The 15848-nt window shown below is 52.5% G+C and carries 11 protein-coding genes; 4 read left to right on the top strand and 7 right to left on the bottom strand.

Features of this window, described 5'->3' with window-relative positions; translation table 11 throughout:
* The first annotated feature begins 15 nt into the window (after positions 1-15).
* Positions 16-612 carry a hypothetical protein gene (locus tag AC2215_RS01395; RefSeq protein WP_486808161.1) on the top strand — a complete coding sequence of 199 codons (597 nt, stop codon included), beginning with the start codon at positions 16-18 and terminating at the stop codon, positions 610-612.
* A 12-nt stretch (positions 613-624) separates the two neighbouring features.
* Here the strand turns inward: AC2215_RS01395 and AC2215_RS01390 are convergent, their stop codons facing one another.
* From AC2215_RS01390 to AC2215_RS01380, 3 genes are all read right to left on the bottom strand, one after another.
* The gene (locus AC2215_RS01390; protein ID WP_486808160.1) at positions 625-1554 is read right to left on the bottom strand and encodes a LysR family transcriptional regulator; all 930 of its coding nucleotides are present in this window, start codon (positions 1552-1554) and stop codon (positions 625-627) included.
* Positions 1555-1747: 193 nt separating this feature from the next.
* Positions 1748-3478, bottom strand: a complete 1731-nt coding sequence (locus tag AC2215_RS01385; protein WP_486808159.1) for an iron uptake porin — start codon at positions 3476-3478, stop codon at positions 1748-1750.
* Positions 3479-3604: 126 nt separating this feature from the next.
* Positions 3605-4102: a nitrate reductase associated protein gene (locus AC2215_RS01380; RefSeq protein ID WP_486808158.1), complete on the bottom strand. Its 498-nt coding sequence runs from the start codon at positions 4100-4102 to the stop codon at positions 3605-3607.
* Between the two features lie 211 nt (positions 4103-4313).
* On the opposite strand from AC2215_RS01380, the gene AC2215_RS01375 reads away from it, so the two are divergent.
* The 3 genes from AC2215_RS01375 (at position 4314) to AC2215_RS01365 (ending at position 5665) form a co-directional block, all read left to right on the top strand.
* Positions 4314-4511, top strand: a complete 198-nt coding sequence (locus AC2215_RS01375) for a hypothetical protein (RefSeq protein WP_486808157.1) — start codon at positions 4314-4316, stop codon at positions 4509-4511.
* Positions 4512-5117: 606 nt separating this feature from the next.
* Positions 5118-5330, top strand: coding sequence for a hypothetical protein (locus AC2215_RS01370; RefSeq protein ID WP_486808156.1), 213 nt, complete (start codon positions 5118-5120; stop codon positions 5328-5330).
* Between the two features lie 167 nt (positions 5331-5497).
* Positions 5498-5665, top strand: coding sequence for a hypothetical protein (locus AC2215_RS01365; protein WP_486808155.1), 168 nt, complete (start codon positions 5498-5500; stop codon positions 5663-5665).
* A 14-nt stretch (positions 5666-5679) separates the two neighbouring features.
* Here the strand turns inward: AC2215_RS01365 and AC2215_RS01360 are convergent, their stop codons facing one another.
* The 4 genes from AC2215_RS01360 to AC2215_RS01345 all read right to left on the bottom strand — a co-directional run.
* Positions 5680-7884, bottom strand: coding sequence for a molybdopterin oxidoreductase family protein (locus AC2215_RS01360; protein ID WP_486808154.1), 2205 nt, complete (start codon positions 7882-7884; stop codon positions 5680-5682).
* A 419-nt stretch (positions 7885-8303) separates the two neighbouring features.
* On the bottom strand, positions 8304-9881 hold the full coding sequence (locus AC2215_RS01355) for an MFS transporter (protein WP_486808153.1): 1578 nt from the start codon (positions 9879-9881) through the stop codon (positions 8304-8306).
* A gap of 88 nt (positions 9882-9969) precedes the next feature.
* Positions 9970-11853: a ferredoxin--nitrite reductase gene (locus AC2215_RS01350; protein ID WP_486808152.1), complete on the bottom strand. Its 1884-nt coding sequence runs from the start codon at positions 11851-11853 to the stop codon at positions 9970-9972.
* A 1162-nt stretch (positions 11854-13015) separates the two neighbouring features.
* Positions 13016-15848, bottom strand: a 2833-nt coding sequence (locus tag AC2215_RS01345; RefSeq protein ID WP_486808151.1) for a PAS domain-containing protein, incomplete at its 5' end; no start/stop codon positions are given.

Below are 15848 nucleotides of genomic sequence, written 5' to 3'. Positions count from 1 at the left end.
CGAGCAATTTTATCGATGTCCGTTCAAAAACACCATTACGAATCCTGGCTGGCAGAACATGGCAATCCCGCCTCTATGCTGGCGACGCTCAAAGAGTACCGGCCCTACATGGAAAAAGTCCCCAGCCTGCGCCGTTTAGATGAAAGTTTGATTATTATTCCCTTTCCTCTGGTGCGGTTGCGCGAAGGTATTTCCCAAAAAGGTCTCAATGGCATCGATATCGCTGCGGGAGAAACCCTGTGTCTTTCCTGCGAATTTGGGATTGTGATGTGCGATCCCGACTGGAAAATTAAAACCGGAATTGAAATTTTTGTCTTCGTCCATCGTCCCCAAGAAGATTTTTCCGATTTATTTCTGCGTTGGCGACAAACTCAAGTGTTGCTCGACAAAGGCTACGAATGGGTGATGCCTTACCAGCATCGTCATATGTATTGCGAAGGGGTCGATCGCATCTTTCCCTTGTTCGTCTTGTTCGAGCAAACTCCCGAACACCTCAAACGGGGATTAACCGGGGCGGGTTTGCCTTTTGTCGTACATGCCGAGGAAGAACTCGATCGAGAAATAGAAGTCTCTACTCAAGATGAAATTGAGTGTTCGGGTGAAATGCCTTAAGGTCAGTTTGGGTTAAGACTTATCACTTATGACTTCATCATTGATATATTCGAGAACGAGCTTGTAAAATCGTTGAATCGGCGGAATTTGCAGGCGATCGTCCGTTGTCGCTAAAACCACCTGACGGGTGAGGGCGGGGGCAATAGCGGTATCGGCGGCGATCGGGCGCACGGCTAACGTCGGATCGTTGAAGGCTTCGAGCAGGGCGGAATGGGGCAAAATCGAGATCAGTTGTCCCTGACGTACGACGCCCCGAAAGGCATCGAGAGTATTGAGTTCCAACACTGCATTGAGGGCTTTTCCCTGCTTGGAAAACACGTCCTGAACCAGACGCTGCATCCCGTAACCATCCTTGAAGACAACGTGATCGTAATGGGTTAACTCCGTCCACGGCACGAATTCATATTCTGCCAAGGGATGTTCGGCCGCCATGAGCACTTCGATCGCCTCTTCATAGAGGACTTCCATCACCATTTCCGGACTGGAGGTAAGCAAGGGGTTATTCATGACGATCGCAATATCCACCAAGCCATCTCGCAAGACTTTGAGGGCGCGATCGCTTCCCAGGGAGGTGACGCGCAACTGTACTTCCGGATACCCCTGACAGAAGCTTTGCAAAACAGGGGGTAAATAGTGGGCGCAGACGGAGTGAATCGCCGCTACACACAGTTCCGATTGTTTGCCATCGAGCAAATCCGAGAGTTCGCGAATGGCACTTTTCCACTCCCGACAGATTTTACTGGCATGGGGAAAAAAGCGATCGCCAGCAATCGTGAGTTTCGCTTGGGCGGTGCGATGGAACAGGGGTAAACCCACTTGAGATTCCAAAGACTGAATCTGGCGACTGACGGTGGATTGGGTGACGTTACACAACCGAGCGGCTTTTTGGAAACTTCCCGTTTCGGCAACGGCGAGAAATGCTTGTAATTGCTCTAGGCGCACCTTGGTTTAATTTAGAGTGGGTCTAACTTAGAGGGCGATCGGTAAAGTCCAAATCTTAGCGGTTTCTCGACAGGAGTTCGGTAGAAAATGATACAGCCCGAATGCAACGAGTGACATCCGGGCTGAAGATTGACGTCAAGAACGCAAAATCAAAAGATTGAGAGCGTCCTTAACACGGCTTTAGGCGTTCGATTTAGAACTTAAACGTCGTCCGCAGCGTACCGATGAAGATGCTATCGTTATCGGAATCTTGGTTGGGATTGAGCAGCAAAATCCCCCCAGGGGTAATGAAAATGCCATCGGACACCGGCACTTTGTATAAAGCTTCGATGTGGAACGGCGTATCGTTTTCAAACCCATCGTTGTCGATGCCGTTGAGGCCGCCGAGATAGGGTTCTGCCCCAGCAATCACCGCACCTAACGCACCGGGTACGCCCAAATCCGGGAAGCTCAACGTCATGGCGTAGTTCCACACTTCGGGATCGCCACCCAAACCATCGAGAATCAGGTCGGTGAAGCCGACCCAACCGCCGACGCGGAATTTCGGGCTGATGTTGAACAGGACTTGTGCGCCATAGGAGTTGCTGATGACTTCTGTGGCTTCTACGCCGATGGCGTTCAAGCTGGCTGCATTCAGGCGACCGAGGTTCGTTCCAGTGCCACCGAAGGTAAACCGCCGTCCGGCTGCTGGGTCGTAAGCGTGAACGTAGGTCAAGCCCACGCTGACTTTATCGGTGGGTTCGATGGATAACTGCCCCATAATCGAGTAGTTACCGTTGAACAAACCTGCCCCTTGGGAGGGGTTGTTGCCGCCGCGAGCCAAGTAACCCGCTTGCAAGCCCACTTTGTCGTTGAATTGGTAGTTGAGACCGAGACCCTGTCCCCCCAAACCGATTCGGTAAATGGGGTTGCGCTCGGCAAAGCGAGAGAGAGCACCGTTGGCACCACCGCCGGCTTCTAAACCGGGGTTGAAGGTGGGGGCATAGAAGTGGTGTCCCCCCAAGCTAGCCATTGCCGTCACCCTCAGCTTGTCGCCCACGGGGAAGACGTAGTGAAGGCGATCGATGGTGATATCGTTGCCGTTCTGACCGTCGAAGGCGAAGCGTCCCTCGAAAGTGCCGATTTCGTCGGTGAAAGAGTTCCCGATATTACCGGCCGTCAGACGGGTGAAGAGTTTATCTTTCCCGGTAAAACTCGAGACCAACTGCAAGCGAACTCGATCGGCAAAAATCGTCTGGCTTTCGTCGTCACCACCGTCGGTGCCATCCCCACCAAAGCTATCGGCGAGAATAAATGCCACTTCCCCAACTAGTTTGGTGGTGGTGGAGAATTGGTTGGCTTCGAGTTCGGCGGTGCGGGCTTCGAGAGCATCCACTCGTCCCCGCAGGGTTGCCAGCTCGGCGGCGAATTCTTCTTGCAGTCTCCGAATGGCGGCGAGATCTTCAGGAGTTACCCCCCCCTCCACATCGCCGACTAAATTCAGGATTTGGTCGAGACAGGCGTTCAAACCGGCTGCAAACTCGTAGCGCGTGGTAGCGCGACTGCCGCGAAAGGTTCCGTCGGGATATCCGGCGATACAGCCGTAGCGTTCTACCAGGGATTGCAGAGCTTGGAAGGCCCAGTCCGTCGGTTGCACGTCCGACAGTTGCGAGACGGAGGTGACTTGAGATTGGCTTGGGGCTTGAGGGCGAGAAAGTTCCTCGACGGAAGGAACTTGGGATAGTTGCACCGGATCGGCATCGAACTGAGTTTCGAGGGCTTTCTCGGAAATCGCCGTCGTCTGGGCTAATCCTTTGGTTTGCAGGTTGGTGGCTTGTTTGGGGGCTGGGGCTTCTTTGGCGTTGGCTCCCGTCGGCGCGAGCAGTAGTGCTGCGGCCAGGACGATGGGATTAACGAATAAACGGGTGAAACGGGATTGATTCATGGATAGTATTCTCCTCACAATATGCCTCACTCTAGAAGAGTTTGGATAACGGTTTTGTATGCTGTTTCACAATGTCTCGCTCGAATGGCTCGCCAGAGATATTCCAGGGTCGAGGGCACTGCTCGGTCATACTAAGGCAAACTCTTGAAGTGCGGGCAGAAAGTTATTGTTTTCGTGGCTCGGACGGCTGAGTTTGACCAGCGCGAAGCGCTGTAAGGGAGTCAAATCCGCCCATTGCTCGATTTCTATGGTAACTCCTAGGGTTCGAGCTTTTGCCTGGAGGTTTGCGGGAAGGCGATCGCGCCTCGTCCATTCTGGGTGGGCTTCGACGGTTAGTTCTTTGGCTTCACCTCCAGTACGCTCTCGCACCAAACGACAGAGAAATTCTCGGTAAGCTTGAATTTCTGATTCCGTCTGGCAGGGCATTTCGACTAGGACTTGACGCTCGCCATCGTCGAACTGATGCCACTGGGTTAACTTTAGTTTAATGCCACAGGTGTCGAGTTTGAAGCGGACTTGCATGGGAATGCAGCGCAGAGATTCGACAAAATCGGCTTCAAATTGGAAAAACTCGATCGTTGCTCGGGCAGATTTCCCAGAAAGGAGAGGGTTAGATTGCGACATTTATTGAAAATATGTATCTAATATCTGTTCGATTTGTTACTTTTTACAACTTTAATCCGTTACATTCGATACTAAATTCTCAGAATTGTCTAGAATCAATAACGTAAGGGATGAACGGATTGAAAACGCGATCGCTTCGGGATAGGGGTATCAAGTGCGCGCTCGCCAGCTCGATCGGGTCATCGTTAGAAAGACAGGGATATATTTTGTTATGGCAACCCAACATCTTGCAGGTAACGCTGGAATTGCTCGTGAAAGTTTCGGTCGGGGATCGATCGTGATGGTGGTGCTCGCCTCCTTCGTACTCGGATTTATTCCCATCGTCTGGAGTTCGATGTTGATGGCATCGAATGCACAAGCCCCCACCGTTGCCGGTGAAGGAACCCTGTGGAGCGAACTGGGACGGTAACCGCTCTACCATTGCTTGAGCCGCATTTCGGGTCTGGCGCATTCTCATTATTTTAGTATTCCCTTGACTTAACGCGAATGTTGCTCCGCTGCTCTACGACGGAGTCAAGTTTAGAGTTTTCCTTGAGGAACTCAACTCGATCGTCCGCTAGACCTAAGCCACACGATTGTTGAACCGCACAGCGGAGTCTCGCACTCACCAGCGTGCTAACAGCCAACTGCAAACATCCGGACACCACAACCCTTCACGTGCTTGGCGATCTCTAAGAGATCTACGGTTCCGGCAAATTGCTGGTGCTTGATAGCAGACTGCAATCAAATGTTGAATGCGGCTCTCGAACCGGGTGCGATCGTTTTGGAGGCGATCGCGCATTCTAAATATTTCTTTATTTTTATTTAAGCTTGTCCTGCTTTAAACGGGGGAAGCTTGTTTTGACGTGCATTTATCGTCATTTGTTAAGATTTCCTGAAAATTATTTCTTCACCTCCAAAACAAATAGTAAATTTTGATACATCTCATAAGATAGAAGTATGCATTAAAAACTGCGGTTGCTGAAGCACTTAAAGCCACCGCTTGGGAATTTAACAACAGGAATCTAAATTTAAGATGAATACACCGAAATTTCGCAACCCCAACTCCTCCCAACCGAGCCGGGAGTGTGAGGAAAATCCGATCGAACTCGTCGTTTCGGTGGTTTTAACCTCCTTTGCCGTAGGCTTGATTCCCGTCATGTGCGCTTCCACGATGCCACCCCAAGGGGAAATCGCACCGGTTTTAGGAGAAGCCACCCTCTGGCATCAAGCAGGGTTCGAGCGTTAGTTAATTTATTCCTGAAGATATACCTCCCACTTCGAGGGGTTGGTTAAGATGGATGTATAGGCACGCAAGCGTGTTTTTGAAACTTTAGATAAGAGAGGCTTATTTTTGGCCTCGCTTTTTGACTCACACATCAAACCAACACATCAATATTGGACAGGGAGATCGTGATGAATTATCGCTCTGGGAATTCGGAAAACAATCGTTACGAAAGCATCTTGTTAATTGCGAGTACGGTTTTTGCCTCCTTTTACTTAGGATTTATTCCCATGACCCACACCGCCGAACGATCGGGGGAAATTCCCAAAATTATGGGTGAAGCCTACTTGTGGAAGTAACATCCTCACCCAACTTATCCAACGGCAGTCGGTTCGAGGGTTTCCACCGGCGGGAGTTCGCTGGCGAAGGGACTGGCTAATGGCAGCAGTTGCACGGCGCAAGCCTTCAACTCCGGTTCCAGAGAAATCGGACAAACCTCGGGGTGAGTCAGAGCATTCGCTTCGGAATTTTCGGCCCACAGTGCCCCCCAATGCATGGGAACGAAGACCGTCCCCGGCGCGATCGCTTTGGTGATTTTGGTTCGGAAATTCCCCTCTCCCCGGCGCGATCGCACTTTCATCCACGTACCGTTATTGATGTCCAACTTCTCGGCATCGCGGGGATGAATCTCGATAAAGGGATAGGGGTGCTTTTTGGTAATTTTCTCGATCCGTCCCGTGCGGGTTTGGGTATGCCAATGTTCGTAAACCCGTCCCGTCGTGAGGACGAACGGAAACTCTGCATCGGCAGGTTCGGCCAATCCCTTCGAGTGATAGGCCGCAAATTTAGCCCGTTTATCTGGGGTCGCAAACTTGAAGTCGGTATACAACCGCTTCGAAGCGTTTTTCACCTCCTCCTCGGGCATTCCCTCCGGACAAGGCCATTGAATCGGCCCCAAGTCCGCCAGTCGTTGGTGACTCAACCCGGTCATATCGCAAAGGCGATCGCGCGTTAGTCCCACGAATTCGGCATAAACGTCAGCGGAGTCGCGCCAGGGGAAATATTCCCCAAAGCCCAATCGCCGTCCCACTTCCGCGAAAATTTCCCAGTCCGCTTTAGCAACGCCAGGGGGATCGCGAAAAGCTTGGCAATAGGTGACCACTCGTTCCGAATTGGTCATAATCCCCGTCTTTTCCCCCCACTGGGCCGCAGGCAGCACCATGTGGGCGTAGGCCGTCGTTTCCGTCGGGTAGTAGGCATCCTGCACCACCGTAAACGGGGACTTGCGCAACGCCGCCTTCGTCCGTTCGATATCCGGCATACTCACCGCCGGATTCGTCGCCGCCACCCAAAACACCTTCACCTCTTCCGTTTCCAGCCCCAGAATCATATCCCAAGCCGCCAGACCGGGATTGGGATCGATCGGGCCGGGGAGTTTCCAGTGGGCTTCCACCTCCTGACGGTGTTGGGGATTTTGCACCACCCGATATCCCGGCAGAATGTGAGCGAGTCCCCCCGCTTCCCGTCCTCCCATGGCATTAGGCTGTCCGGTGAGAGAAAACGGTCCGGCCCCCGGCTTGCCGATGTTGCGGGTCATCAGGTGGAGATTGATGATGGTGCGCACCTTCGCCGTTCCTTCCGAAGACTGGTTCACCCCCATCGACCATAAGGAAAGAACCCGCTTCGACTCAGCCCAGTAGCGGGCGGCTTTTTCCAAGTCGTCGAGGCGAATGCCGCACTTGCGGGCGACGAGTTCTGGCGGATAGTGACTGATAACTTCGGCGTAGGCGGGGAAATTTTGCGTGGCTTCTTCAATGAAGAGCGTATCGATTTTCCCCCAGCGCATCAGCAGGTGGGCAATACCGTTGAGTAAATCGATATCGGTACCGGGATGAATCGCCAAATGGAGGTCGGCTGCATCCGCTGTGGGGGTTTTGCGGGGATCGACCACAATCATCTTCACGTTGCGGTTCTTTTTGTGGTGCTTGCGCAGGCGATTGAAAACGATCGGGTGGCATTCGGCGGTATTGGTACCAATCAAAAAGGCGCAATCGGTTTCTTCGAGGTCGTCGTAGCAACAGGGCGGTCCGTCGGAACCGAAACTCTGAATGTATCCCGCCACGGCTGAAGACATGCACAGCCGGGAATTCGCATCGAAATTATTGGTTCCCAAACAGCCTTTGAGCAGCTTCTGGGCCGTATAGTAATCTTCTGTTTGAAATTGCCCGGACCCGTACATGCAAATCGATTTGGGGCCGTGCATAAACCGTGCGGCTTGGATGCGATCGACAATCCGATCGAATGCCTCGTCCCAACTCACCTGACGAAAGGGTTCGTCGAGGGAGTCCCGCATCATGGGGTATTTCAAGCGATCTTTATCCAGGGCTTCCGCAATGGTTCCGCCTTTGACGCACACCATCCCCTGACTGGAGGGATGAGATCTGTCACCTTTAACTTTCCAAATGGGGTTACCTTCTTTATCTCGGTTCGTCGGTTTACCGGGTTGGGCGGGGGGAGCGACCTCCAAACCACAACCCACACCACAATACGGACAAAGTGTCTTGGTAGATTGTGTCATAGCCCTTACCTCCTAGAAGTGCGATCGCGTCTAAGTTACGATTGATTTCCAAAAGTCGATTTCGATGACCCAAAAAATTTTAGATTTTAGATTTTAGATTTTTGCTGAGTGTGGAGTTGAAACTCGAACCCCCAATCAGCCCGCTCTTTTTTCCGATGACCTTACCCCAGTCAGAGTTTGACTTGCATCGGGGACGATCGTCGAATCGTTTTCCTCAGTTGGGTGTCCCCAAACGTTTTCTTAAAAAAGAGGGGAAGGGCCGGGGCGTGGGCCCCAATTCCTTCCACCATCTTGACGATTAACCGTTGAAGCTTAGGGAGTTGCAATCCAAATAAAGTACCTGTCAAATCGAGGGTGTCGAGTTGTTGAATCGGTAGCTTTATCCATCTGCACCTCCGAGGGGACGAAATTATTCGAGATTATTCGAGCGCTTCGTTGGCCATCGCACCCATTGCTTGAGCTTCCGTTGCCTCTTCTCCTTCATGGAACTCGGCAAACGAGCCTTTGGGTTCTTTGAGGACGAAGAAACAGAGGAAGGCAACCACCAGTGCGGCCGTACCCATCATCCAGAAGAAGTACTGGTTGGCTTGGGCAATCACCGCCGGGGTGACTTCGCCGCCACCAGCAAGCCATCCGGGAAGCAAGCTGAAGATGGTGAGGTAGGCCACCGCGCCGACGTTACCGTAAGCGCCCACGTTTCCAGCCACCTGACCGGTAATCCGACGCTTGATGAGGGGGACGATGGCAAAGGTCGAACCTTCACCGGCTTGGACGAAGAAGGAGCAAGCCATGGTCAGCAGCACCGCACCCGGCAACCACCAGCCACCGTTCACGGTACCCATGAGCATATAGCCGATACCCATGCAGAAGGTGAGTGCGCCCATGGTCAGTTTGCGACTGCCGAGTTTATCGGAAATCAGACCGCCACCGGGACGAGACATCAAGTTCATGAAGGCATAGCTAGAGGCAATCATCCCCGCTTGGGCTTTACCCAACTCGAAGGTTCCTTCAAAGAAGGCCGGCAGCATGGAGACAACAGCAAGTTCGGAACCGAAGTTAACGATGTAGGTGAGTTCGAGAATGGCAACTTGAGAGAAACTGTAACGTTCTTCAGGGGGATAGCGTTTTTTGCCGAGCACTAAATCTTTGTTGACTTGCCAGCAACCGAAAGCTTGGAACAGGTACAGACCGACAAGGAAACCCCAGACGATATACATGGTGGAGATGCCGTAGAAGCCGACTTTCGTCAAGCGCCAGGCGAGCAACATCAGGATTCCCGTCAGAGGCACGTTCATCAGCATCAAGAACCAGAAGTCGCCCTTGGTGGTGACTTCGATACCGCTAGCTTTCGCCGGACGCTGGTAGACTTTGCCAGGAGGCGTATCTTGGACGTTGAAGTAATAGATAACGCTGTAAACCGCTGCGATAACTCCAGTTAGGGCGATCGCCGCGCGCCAGTTAAGCAGGGCTTCACCGGTGGTGGGGTCGGGGGCACCGAAAGCAAACCAGCCGGCAACGGTGGCCAGGGTGAAGGCGGAGAAGGCGGAACCGAAGTTACCCCAACCACCGTAAATCCCTTCGGCCAGACCGATTTCCTTGGGCGGGAACCACTCGGCTGTCATCCGGATGCCGATCACGAATCCCGCGCCGACGATGCTCAGGGCCAGACGGGCAATCACCAATTGGGTGAAGTTCTGGGCCGCAGCAAACGCCAGACAGGGAAGGGCGGCGTAACCTAACAGTAGAGTGTAGGTAATCCGAGGCCCGAAGCGATCGAGCAGCATCCCGATAATGACTCGGGCGGGAACCGTCAGGGCGACGTTACAAATAGCAATGGTCCGAATTTGACCGACTTCCAAGCCGAAATCCGCTCTCACGGAGGTGGCTAGAGGGGCCAGGTTGAACCAAATAACGAAAGACAGGAAGAAGGCAAACCAGGTCAAATGCAGGATTCGATATCGACCCTGGTTAAATTTGAGAAAAACGTCAGCAATCATTGTGTTGTGTGAATTGGGATAGGGGTATTTGTGCTGTCGGTCATCGGCGATCGAGGGCGATCGCGCGCTCGGGCGCTATGTTCGGGCATTACAAGTCCACCACCACGCGACCGACGGGACGGGCGCTGCAGGTGAGAACGTATCCCGCTTTACGATCTTCATCGCTCAGGGCGGCTGGGGTCTCGTCGTACTTAACGTCTCCTTCTACGAGTTTTGAAGTGCAAGTTCCGCAGGTTCCCGCGCGACAGCTGCTATCGGCTTCGATACCGGTGGCTTCGGCCACATCGAGGATGAGGTCGTCTTCGGTGCAGGTAACTTCTTTACCGGATTTGCGGAAATAAACCGTTGCCGGGGCTGCTGGGGCACTGCCGTTGGTGGATGTTTCCTCGGCGGTGGTTTCGGGATTTCCCAGAACGATACCGTCTTTGGGGGTGGCCCCGAAGTTCTCAACGAGCAAATTCTGTAACGTGAATTTGAGTTCGTCGCAGGGCACGGCTTTCATCACCCGTTCGCCCAATTTGGCATCTTTACCGACGGTGCCGCCCATGAAGATATCCACCGCTTCTACGGTTTTGCCGTTCTTGCGGGTTTTGGTGCCCATCATGCCGATATCGGCGACTTGGGGCTGACCGCAGGAATTGGGGCATCCCGTCCAGTGCATGCGCACTTTGTTGGGAACGTTCAATTCCTCAGCCAATTCTCGAGCCAGTCCCAGAGCGCGCTGTTTGGTTTCCACCAGGGCAAATTTGCAGAACTGGGCGCCGGTGCAAGAAACTAACTCTCGCACCAGGGGAGCGGGGTCGGTGGAAAACTGCTCTAAGAGGGGTTCTTGGAGCAATGCATCGAGGCGATCGTCGGGGATGTTGATAATTAAAGCGTTTTGTTCGACGGTGAGGCGAATTTCCCCACTGCCGTAAACCTCGGCAACCCTAGCAAGAGCGAACATTTCATCGGCGTGCAACCGACCGACAGGAACGTGCAAACCCACGTAGTTCAAACCGTCTTGCTTTTGAGGGAAGACGCCGATATGGTCGCGCTTGTCCCACTCGATTTCGTCTTTTTCGGCGGCCGGTTGCAGGGTTTGACCGAGTTCTTTTTCAACGGCGGCGCGGAATTTGTCCATGCCCCACTCGTCAATGAGCCACATCATCCGGGACTTCTGGCGGTTGGCGCGCGAGCCGAAATCGCGATACACCCGCAGGATGGCCAAACTCAAGTCGACGACGATTTGACCGGGTTCGACCCAGGCATTCATGGGTACGGCGGCCGCGCAACGCTTGGCGGAGAAGAAACCACCCACGAGGACGTTGAATCCGAGAACGCCATCTTTATATGCGGGGACGAAGGCGATATCGTTAATTTCTGCGTGGACTGAGTTATCCCGTCCGCCGGCAATGGCAATGTTGAATTTGCGCGGCAGGTTCGTGAATTCGGGGTTGCCTTCACCGCTGTTGGTAATCGCATCCTGAGTTCGTTGCACTAAGTCGCGAGTGTCGATTAACTCGGCTTTGTCGATACCCGCCACTGGCGAACCGGTGATGTTGCGCACGTTGTCCATTCCCGACTGGATGCTGGTCAAACCGGCTCTGTCGAGACGCTCGAAAATATCGGGAATATCTTCGAGGCGGACTCCCCGCAGTTGGATGTTTTGGCGGGTGGTAATGTCGGCACTGCCATCTTCACCGTAACGCCCGACGATGGTGCCTAACACTTGCATCTGTTCGCTGGTGATGACCCCATTGGGCATCCGCAAGCGCAACATGAATTTACCCGGCGTGACGGGTCTAAAGAAGATTCCCAACCATTTCAGGCGCTGGGTGAGGTCAGTTTCATCGACGGCTTCCCAGCCAATTTGGGCGAAATGTTCCAGTTCGGATTTGACGAGCAAGCCATCTTTGTCCGCTTTGAAGCGCTCGAATTTATTCAGTTTAGGTTTATTTTGTTGAGGAGGCGCTGGGGTCGCTGGTGTCATAACAGTATATCTTCGGTCATCTCTGCTTATATAACGGTGAGTGGGAAAATCCCGCAGTCGCGCGCCCGAAGGTTTGCGGTTTTCAAATTTATCTCGAAATAAATTATTTGAGTCAATATGAATAGCGACGCGATAAGTACGCTTATACTTTTTGGGGTTGACCCTTTTGTTTGGATCGACCCTCCTCGTCTCGAATTCTCCTTGGAATCCTACGAGTCATGTTAGGGGTTAGGTTACGAAGATTAAACGACAAGTTTCGTATATTTTGTTACAGAACACGCCGATTTTGTAGAAGAATGCATTGATTTTATGCGCTTCGCGAATAGCAAGCCCGAAGGATTTTTGCGATTGGAGGGTTAAGAATCTGCCGCCATCTGGAATTTTGACCGATGCCACATCCGAGTGACAGCAGCAAAACTCGTTGGGTTTTCACTTGTGGAATTTCGACGATCGCACCCAAAATCCAATTCGATTCGATCGATAGAAAATTGGCAAAGAGTCGATCGAGCTAAAGCTAAGATTGACTCTTCCCAAATGATTGCTAGCTCTAAGATTAGAAGTGGAGTAATGTCAATGCCATACCCATGAGAATTGGGTTTCGATCGTGACGAATCTCTAATGTTTTGACTTTCGCCGTTAACCATTTTTTTGCTAGAACGAGGACGTCGATCGAGCAAAGTAAACACCAAATTATTTTTCTGAGCGAACAGAAAAAAGCGTTAACTTCGTCACTTTATAAAAATTTTATGTCACTCGGTTGAAGCTTACTGAAGTTTAAAATAATTCCCTGTATCCCTTGTTACAAAACTGCAAAAACAGAGTTCTGGCTCGTCTAGAATCTGCTTAACGTTAGTTCGGGATAACAGTTTCCGGTGAGGATGGGGTGTGGGGTGTGTTTTTTTCAAGAGCTTTCTCTCCAACCGCGATCGCCTGCAACGCCAGCTTCCCCTGCTCGCTTTACGGTGAATTATATAGCGCTACGCAAATGTGTTAGGACATCTACAAAATCTACAAGCTATAAATAGCAAGGTTTTGACTGAGGGCTGAATGCTGATAGCGCGTGGGCTTACTGCTATAAGTATTCAACCGAACTTGATATTCCCCCCATTCCCCATTCCCCATTCCCCACCCTCTCCGGAAACAGTCTTATCCAAAACTGAGGTTAAGATGGCGATTCCGTATTGTTATCGAGAAAAGTTTGGGTCAAATAATAGATCGTATCGAAGTGCCAATCCTCCACCAGTTGTTCGAGTTGCCGTTGGAATTGACGGTGCGTGGGAGGGATTTCGGCGATCGCGCGGCTGACTTGTTCCTGTTCGAGAGTTCCGGCCAAAAAGTTGAGTCGATCGACCCACTCTCGGGGCATTACCCCAAAGGACTCCGGAACGATCGCTCGCACCTCGGCTTCCGAACGATCGCCGGTGGGTATCGTCTCTTCGTAAAGGTAACGGACCCCCAGTTGGCGGGCGATTTTCTCCAACAGGTTTTGCTGGCGCACGGGTTTGGTGGCGAAATCGTCGCAGCCGGCGGAGAGGAGTAAATTTTTATCGGCATCGAAGGCACTGGCGGTGAGGGCAATAATGGCAACGGCATGACCGGCGACGCTGCTGCGAATGCGCCGCACCGCTTCGTAACCGTCCATCACCGGCATGCGCATATCCATCAAAATTAAATGAGGATGGTGTTGTTCCCACAGTTCGATCGCCTCTCGTCCGTGTTCCGCTTCCAGGGTCTCGAACCCCACCCGTTGCAAAATTTGCACCAGCAGGTGGCGGTTTTCCCAACGGTCTTCGGCAATCAGGATGCGATAGGGGGGTTGGTCGGGGGCCACGCCGAGTATGCGCCGGGAGATCGACGGTCTTTCACCCTCGCCACTGTCCTCAAGCGCTTGCAGCGGCAGGTGGCAGCGAACCATCGTCCCCACCCCGACGGTACTGTCAATGTGGATGCGCCCCCCCATCAGTTCGATAAAATGGCGACAAATGGACAGTCCCAGTCCCGTTCCTTCCGCTGAATGCCGTCCCGCCGTGCCGCGATCGAAGGCATCGAAAATCTGCTCCAATTCCTGGGGGTCGATGCCGCAGCCGGTATCTTGCACTTCCAAATGTAAAACCTGTGCCGGGGAGCCTTCTCCTTCGAGGGACTCGCACTCCTCACTGATGGAGACCCGCAGGGTGACGCGGCCGGATTCGGTATATTTGACGGCATTTCCGAGCAAGTTAATCAAAATCTGGCGCAGCTTGGCTTCGTCGGTTTCGATGGTAACCGGCACTTGGGGAGCCATTTCCAGGGTGAAGGTTAAGGCTTTGCAACTGGCTTTGACTTGCAACATCTCCATCGCCGTGGCAATGAGCTGGTGGAGGTTGACGGGGTTTAAGATGAGTTCGACTTTACCCGCTTCGATTTTGGCTAAATCGAGAATATCGTTAATCAGGGAGAGTAAATGCTCGCCACTGCGGAGAATCGTATTGAGATGTTGGTGCTGTTCCTCACCGAGTTGGGTTTCCCCGGCGAGAATTTCGCTGAAGCCGAGAATGACGTTGAGGGGGGTGCGCAGTTCGTGACTCATGGTGGCGAGGAACTCGCTTTTGGCGCTGTTGGCGGCTTCGGCAACTTCTTTGGCTTCTTGCAACTGCTGTTCGGTGAGTTTGCGTTCGGTCAGATCCTGGACCGTTCCGATCAGATGAGTGACTTTGCCGGAACTATCGCACAGGGGTTCCCCGCGAATGGAGGTATAAACCCAGGCGCCATCGGGTCGATGAATGCGACATTCGAGTTCGTAGGGGGTCGTGGTTTCGATCGCCATTTCTACTACCCGATCGTAATTGCGGCGATCGTCAGGGTGCAAAAATTGCGAGAAGCTAGCGTGGGTTTGGGTGTCAGCGGCAGGGAATAACCCAAAAATGCGACGGGTTTCATCGGAACAGGTGATGCGATCGGATTTCAGTTCGAATTCCCAACTCCCCAGTTTGCCAATCCGTTGAGCGGTTTTGAGATGGATTTCGCGCTTGCGCAAGGTCTCCTCGGCGGATACGCGAGCGCTAATATCAATATGGCAGCCGATCGCCCGTCGGGGATTGCCGTCTGCGTCCCATTCGATGACCCGTCCCGCGCAAATCACCCACATCGTCGACCCATCGCGACGGCAATAGCGAATTTCGTTGTAGAAGGGAACTCGACCGCGGCTGGTGACGTGGCGATCGAAACCGTTGAGGACTTTGGGTAAATCTTCGGGGAAGATCCGATCTTGCCAACTTTTGGGGGTATGGGGGTCGGCGCGATTTTCGTAACCGAGCATCCGCTTTAAACCCGGAGAGAGGTATTCTTGCTCCTTGGCAATATCCCAATCCCAATATCCGGCTAAAATCGTGTCGAGTATGGTTTCGAGCAAGCGCAACTCTTGGCGAACTCGCTCGACTTTCAGGCGTTCCGCTTCGGCTTGAATGGTTTTGAGGTCGTCAATATCGATAAATGTAATCACCACCCCATCTAAGCGTCCGTCTTCGAGTAGGTAGGGATTGATGCGCATCAATAGATAAAAATCGTCTTTAATGAGTTTGACTTCTCGATCGATAATTTCTTGACGATCGATGGTTTCTCGAATCAGTTCGATCAGATTCGGGCAGTCGAGATTGTGGGTGATGTGCTCTAAGGGGCGATCGATATCGGTTTCTACGAGGTTGATGACAACGGTTGCGGCCGGGGTGAATTTACGGATTTTTAAGTGGCGATCGAGAAATACCACCCCAATAGAGGTACTGCGCAACAGGTTATCGATATCGTTGTTGAGTTCCGTGAGTTCTTCGATTTTCGATTGGTATTCGGCGTTAACGGTGTAGAGTTCTTCGTTGACAGAATGGAGTTCTTCGTTGGTACTTTGCAACTCCTCGTTGGAGGCAATGAGTTCTTCGTTGGTGGCCTGTTGTTCTTCGTTGGTGGTTTCGAGTTCTTCGATCACCGCTTGGAGGTTTTCGCGGGTTTGTTGGAGTTCGTAT

The sequence above is a fragment of the Zarconia sp. genome, from assembly GCF_057467645.1.
The sequence above is the reverse complement of the archived record's forward strand: the minus strand, read 5'-3'. Positions and strand labels throughout refer to the sequence as shown.

Bases quoted from the DNA above. Each gene is read 5' to 3' on its own strand.
- AC2215_RS01370 (WP_486808156.1), top strand. From the start codon at position 5,118: ATGAATACACCGAAATTTCGCAACCCCAACTCCTCCCAACCGAGCCGG.
- AC2215_RS01375 (WP_486808157.1), top strand. From the start codon at position 4,314: ATGGCAACCCAACATCTTGCAGGTAACGCTGGAATTGCTCGTGAAAGT.
- AC2215_RS01365 (WP_486808155.1), top strand. From the start codon at position 5,498: ATGAATTATCGCTCTGGGAATTCGGAAAACAATCGTTACGAAAGCATC.
- AC2215_RS01395 (WP_486808161.1), top strand. From the start codon at position 16: ATGTCCGTTCAAAAACACCATTACGAATCCTGGCTGGCAGAACATGGC.
- AC2215_RS01355 (WP_486808153.1), bottom strand. From the start codon at position 9,881: ATGATTGCTGACGTTTTTCTCAAATTTAACCAGGGTCGATATCGAATC.
- AC2215_RS01385 (WP_486808159.1), bottom strand. From the start codon at position 3,478: ATGAATCAATCCCGTTTCACCCGTTTATTCGTTAATCCCATCGTCCTG.
- AC2215_RS01350 (WP_486808152.1), bottom strand. From the start codon at position 11,853: ATGACACCAGCGACCCCAGCGCCTCCTCAACAAAATAAACCTAAACTG.
- AC2215_RS01380 (WP_486808158.1), bottom strand. From the start codon at position 4,102: ATGTCGCAATCTAACCCTCTCCTTTCTGGGAAATCTGCCCGAGCAACG.
- AC2215_RS01360 (WP_486808154.1), bottom strand. From the start codon at position 7,884: ATGACACAATCTACCAAGACACTTTGTCCGTATTGTGGTGTGGGTTGT.